5 protein-coding genes are annotated in these 5182 nt (G+C 61.0%); 4 read left to right on the top strand and 1 reads right to left on the bottom strand.

The window, feature by feature from the left end:
* From IRZ31_RS20050 to IRZ31_RS20035, 4 genes are all read left to right on the top strand, one after another.
* Positions 1-831, top strand: an 831-nt coding sequence (locus tag IRZ31_RS20050) for an iron ABC transporter permease (RefSeq protein WP_297157125.1), incomplete at its 5' end; no start/stop codon positions are given.
* Positions 822-2222, top strand: coding sequence for an ABC transporter ATP-binding protein (locus IRZ31_RS20045; RefSeq protein WP_297157123.1), 1401 nt, complete (start codon positions 822-824; stop codon positions 2220-2222). The genes IRZ31_RS20050 and IRZ31_RS20045, both read left to right, overlap by 10 nt.
* 169 nt (positions 2223-2391) lie before the next feature.
* Complete coding sequence (locus tag IRZ31_RS20040; protein WP_297157120.1) at positions 2392-2715, top strand: MoaD/ThiS family protein; 324 nt, start codon at positions 2392-2394, stop codon at positions 2713-2715.
* Between the two features lie 128 nt (positions 2716-2843).
* On the top strand, positions 2844-4373 hold the full coding sequence (locus IRZ31_RS20035) for a YifB family Mg chelatase-like AAA ATPase (protein WP_297157117.1): 1530 nt from the start codon (positions 2844-2846) through the stop codon (positions 4371-4373).
* A 390-nt stretch (positions 4374-4763) separates the two neighbouring features.
* Here IRZ31_RS20035 and IRZ31_RS20030 read toward each other — a convergent pair whose 3' ends face one another.
* The gene (locus tag IRZ31_RS20030) at positions 4764-5015 is read right to left on the bottom strand and encodes a helix-turn-helix domain-containing protein (protein WP_112427151.1); all 252 of its coding nucleotides are present in this window, start codon (positions 5013-5015) and stop codon (positions 4764-4766) included.
* Positions 5016-5182 lie beyond the last annotated feature (167 nt).

The following is a 5182-nucleotide window of genomic DNA, read 5'->3' as shown; positions in this document are numbered from 1 at the left end:
GCTCTGGTGGGGGCCGGGCTGGCGGTGGCCGGGGTGCTCTTTCAGGGGATGCTGCGCAATCCGTTAGCTGATCCTTTCCTGATGGGGACCTCTTCGGGGGCCGCCCTGGGGGCGGTCATTGCCTTCATTCTGCCGCTCGATACAACCTACGGTCTCTTCTTCTCTTTGACTCCCTTGCTGGCGTTTAGCGGGGCGTTACTGACAGTGCTGCTGGTCTATGCTATCGCGCGCGTCGGCGGGCGCACTCCGGTGGTGACCCTCTTGTTGGCTGGCGTTGTGATGAATGCTCTGCTGGTAGCAGTCCAGACCCTGATTCTGACACTGAGTCCCCAGGCTCAGTTTAATCTGCAGGCTCTCTTTAACTGGCTCTCGGGAGGGATTAGCGTCAATAGTTGGTGGCCGGTGCTGATCGTAGGCAGCCTTATTGTGGCCGGCGTCGGCGGGGCATTGGTCTTGGGGCAGGTGCTGGATGCCTTTGCGCTGGGCGAGGAGGGAGCCGCCCACCTGGGTCTGCGGGTTGAGTGGTATAAGTTTTTGCTGATTATGCTCGGTTCGCTGCTGACGGCGGCGGCGGTCTCGATTAGCGGTCTGATCGGCTTTGTGGGTCTGGTCACACCGCATATGCTACGCTTGCTGATTGGTCCGCGCCACCGCCCTTTAATTGCGGCCTCGGCTTTGGGCGGGGCCTCCTTTTTGACCCTGGCCGATCTGCTGGCGCGCACGGTGATCGCGCCGGCGGTGCTACCTGTTGGCGTCTTCACGGCTCTGATTGGGGCGCCGTTCTTCCTTTATCTGCTGCGTCAGAGCAAGAAGGAGTACCGATGGTCGTGAATCACAGGCCCGAGAGTAGAAATTTGTCTGCTACGGGAGGCTTGCCGTTGCTGGAGGTGCGCAATGTGACTTTCGGCTACAGCCTGCAGCCGATCTTTTTTGATGTCTGTCTGGAGCTGGCGGCAGGGGAGATGGCGGGATTGCTGGGACCCAATGGTTCGGGTAAGACCACGTTGCTGCGCCTGCTGAGCGGGGTGCTGCGTCCAACCCAGGGGGAGATCCGGCTGCAGGGGCGAGCGCTTGGTCACTGGCGGCGGCGCGAGCTGGCTCGCATGGTGGCAGTGGTCCCCCAGGAGTTGCACATACCCTTTGACTTCACGGTTGAGCAACTGGTGGCACTGGGACGCCTGCCCTTTGTCGGCCTGCTAGGGAGTTACGGGCCGCAGGATCGCGCCCGGATCGAGGAGGCGATGCGTGTGACTGGCGTCGCGGCTCTGGCGGAACGGCCCTTCAATGAGCTGAGCGGAGGCGAGCGACAGCGTGTGCTGGTGGCGATGGCCCTGGCGCAGCAGCCGCGCTTGTTGTTGCTCGATGAGCCGACCGCCCATCTGGACATCAGATATCAGATCGAAGTGCTGGAGTTGGTGCAGCGCTTGAATCGCGAGCAGGGTCTGACGGTGCTGGCTGCTATGCATGACTTGAATCTGGCAGCCCGCTATTTTCCACGCCTGGTACTTTTCCAGCGCGGCATTGTGGCGGACGGGACGCCGGCGACGGTCCTGGAGCCACGTTTGCTGAGCCGCGTCTACGGGATCGCGGTCCAGGTGGGGATTGTGCGCGGCACGGCGCATTTCAGTGTGGTGCCGCCGGGCAGCCGCGAGGCTCAGGAAGCCGAGGAGGAGATGGCTGCCCTGGAGCCTCCTCCGCGAGTGTTCGTCATGGCAGGAGGCGGCTCCGGCGAACGGGTGATGCGTGCTCTGGCAGATTGGCATATTCCTTTTCTGGCTGGGGTGCTCAATATGGGTGACAGCGATCATACGCTGGCCCTGCGCCTGGCAAGCCGTGTACTGACAGAGCAACCTTATGCCCCTCTCTCTCAGGCGGCGCTGGAGGAGCTGCGTGCGGCCCTGGCTACTGTCGAGACGCTGATTATCTGTCCAATGTACGTTGGACCCGGCAATGTGGCTTTGTTGGGTGAGGCCCTGACGGCGGCTCGCCAGGGCTGCAGGGTGCTGCTGGTGGCTCCCGAAACGGCTGAGACAGAGCCGTCAGATATGGCTTTCATGCCCGATAGCGAGTCGCAGGAACTGTCGGTTCTCCTGGCGCGAACGGGAATCGCCGCCCGGGATTATACCGGTGGCGAGGCAACCCGGCTGGTTGAGCAGTTACTGCAGGCAGGGGCAGGCGTGATCAGTCGCCTGACGGAGGCTCTGGCACTGTGCGCCGTTTGAGCCTGAGTGGGCGCCTGCTCCGTTGGACGAAGGTGGTATAGACATTGGTTGGCGGGATGGAGGGACCTTCGCAGGCCCACGCTTGCAAACGAGGTTTTGTATGTAGTATAGTGCTTTGTACAGCATGATAGAGTCTCGGAATGCGAGCCTTGTTCTCGATGAAAAATCGATGCCATCTTCAAAAGGCAGGGTAGACGGCATGGGTGGCACTGAGCAGGCAACTGTAACGCTGCGTTTACCTTCAACGCTGAGCGCCTGCAACGGCGGCAAAAGCCAGATCGTTGTGCGGGCCAGCACAGTAGGCGAACTGTTCGAAGCGCTGGAGGCCCACTATCCGCAGGTCTGGCGCTGTCTGTGCGATGAGCACGGCTTTGTGCGCGCACAGATCCAGCTCTTCGTGAGCAATAAGCTGATCACTGGTCCGCATGACCTGCAGACCGTTTTGAGGCCCGGCGAGGAGATTATTGTGCTGCCTTCTGCGCGGACCCCCTAGGCCAGCGCCTGTACCGGCTCGTTGACCTCTGGCCATTTTATCGGTGGGCTTGCAAATGCAGAGTTACTGCGCCATAATATAGGCTATCTTCTGTTACGTGGAGGAGAGGAGGTTTTCAAGGAGACAGGATGTTGGCGCAGGTTCGAAGTTGTGCTATTGTGGGTCTGGAAGGCGCCCTGGTTGAGGTGGAGGTTGACCTGGCCAATGGTCTGGCGGGTTTTGCTATCGTGGGCCTGGCCGATACGGCTATTCAGGAGGCGCGCGAACGGGTGCGCGCCGCTATTAAGAATAGTGGGGCCGTTTTTCCTTATAAGCGGATTACGGTGAATCTGGCCCCTGCCGACCTCCGCAAAGAGGGGCCTGTCTACGATCTCCCCATCGCTATCGGTATTCTGCTGGCCTCTGGTCAGCTTGTCCCCGTTGAGCCAATTACTGATTGCCTCTTCCTCGGTGAGCTGTCCCTCGATGGCAGTGTGCGTCATACAAACGGGATTCTGCCAATGGTGGCGCTGGCGCGCGAGCGTGGCCTACGCGCGGTTTTTGTGCCGGCAGTGGATGCGCGCGAGGCGGCTTTAGTGCGCGACGTGCCAATCTACGCGGTGGAGACGCTCGCCCAGCTGGTGGCCCATTTGAGTGGCGAGCAGCGCCTGGCTCCCTTACCGACGAATACGACCCTGTTGCAGGAGATCAGTCGCTGTTGCCCAGCCCATGATCTGGCGGCTGTGCGCGGCCAGGATCACGTGAAGCGAGCACTGGAGGTAGCGGTGAGCGGCGGTCATAATCTGTTGATGTGTGGCCCTCCAGGGACGGGGAAGACGCTGCTGGCACGGGCGACGCCGTCGATTATGCCTCCACTCTCGATTGAGGAGGCGCTGGATGTGACGCGCATCTACAGCGTGGGCGGTCTGCTGCCGCCCGAGGTGCCGCTCATTATGGAGCGCCCTTTCCGCGCACCGCACCATACGATCAGTCACGCCGGCCTGGTAGGTGGGGGACGCCAGCCCCGCCCAGGCGAGATCAGTCTGGCTCACCGCGGCGTCCTCTTTTTGGACGAGTTGCCTGAGTTCAGTCAGTATGTGCTAGAGGCCCTCCGTCAGCCCCTGGAGGATAAGGTGGTGACGATTTCGCGCGCTCAGGGGTCGGTGACGTTCCCGGCCAATTTTATGCTGATTGCAGCGATGAATCCCTGTCCATGCGGCTATCTACACGATGTGGCACGCGAGTGCACGTGTTCGCCAGCGGCGGTGCGCCGCTATCAGAAGCGCGTCAGCGGTCCGCTCTTGGACCGCATCGATATTCAGGTGGAGGTGCCGCGTGTGGCTTATGAGAAGCTGGCTGGCGCTCCAGCTCCAGAGAGTACGGAGCGTATTCGAGCCCGCGTCGAGGCCGCCCGCGAGCGCCAGCGCCAGCGCTTTGCGGGGACGCGCCTGACCTGCAACGCGGAGATGGGGCCGGCTGAGGTGCAGGCTTTCTGCCGCGTGGATGAGGCCGGGCAGCGCTTGCTGAAGGCAGCGGTGCAGCAGTTGGCGCTGTCGGCACGCGCTTTTCATCGGCTGTTGAAGCTGGCGCGCACAATCGCTGATCTGGAAGGAGCGGAGTTGATCGGTTCAGCCCACGTGGCGGAGGCGGTGCAGTACCGCCCCCGCATCGCTCCTTGATGGGCGCCTGGCTCTCACCGCCCGCGCGCGCACTCGGCCTTTGTCCCGATCAGCGGTCGCTATGGCCCTCTATGGCCCTCTATAGCCCTGCCCTGTGCTCTGGGCATTGATTCCCCGGACCGCAGGTAAGCCGTTGTATCTCTATTCACTGCTCGCTAGCTTTCTGGCTGGCTGGCCAGGAATAGGCAGATCTGCGCCCGGATTGGACGGGGTTTTCGTTTTCTCCAGTGCCGGCTTTTCTGTCAGCGACGGGCGGGAGTGCCTGGGTGAGCGCCGGCTGAGGAGAGCGACAGTGGCTGGCCCGGACCGTGACCAGTGAGCTTTTCTCTTTGCCCGTACGCGGGTTCCCAAGGCGCATGGGTGAGGTGGGTTTGCTCTTCCGCATGCCGTTCAGTCTGGCTCTTGATCTGCTTCCGCTCCGTCGTCGTTGCGCGATCCGGGCAGGCGCCCAGGACCATAGCGATGGGCCTCAAGATAGGCCTCGATATCACGGCGTTTGAAGCGCCATCTGGAGGCCACACGATACCCCGTTAATTCTCCCCTCTCAACCATTCGCACTACCGTTTTCGGGCCAATCCCTATAAGCTTGCTCACCTCGTTGGTGGTCAGCCACTCATCTCCGTGGTTACTGTGGTCTGTCATCTACGCCTGGCACCTCGTATACTGTCTTCTCCTTTGAAATTGTATCAGCTTTGCTTAATTACGTCAAATAGTCTCTATTTAATTAATATTCCTCATAGACTATTAATTACTAATAGACCATAGAGACTACAGAGACTTGATCGTAGGCTATCTGAGCGGACCGTTGC

This window comes from Thermogemmatispora sp., from assembly GCF_019683635.1.
In the GTDB taxonomy this organism is placed as follows: Bacteria; Chloroflexota; Ktedonobacteria; order Ktedonobacterales; family Ktedonobacteraceae; genus Thermogemmatispora.
This window is presented reverse-complemented; position numbering and strand designations above follow the sequence as displayed.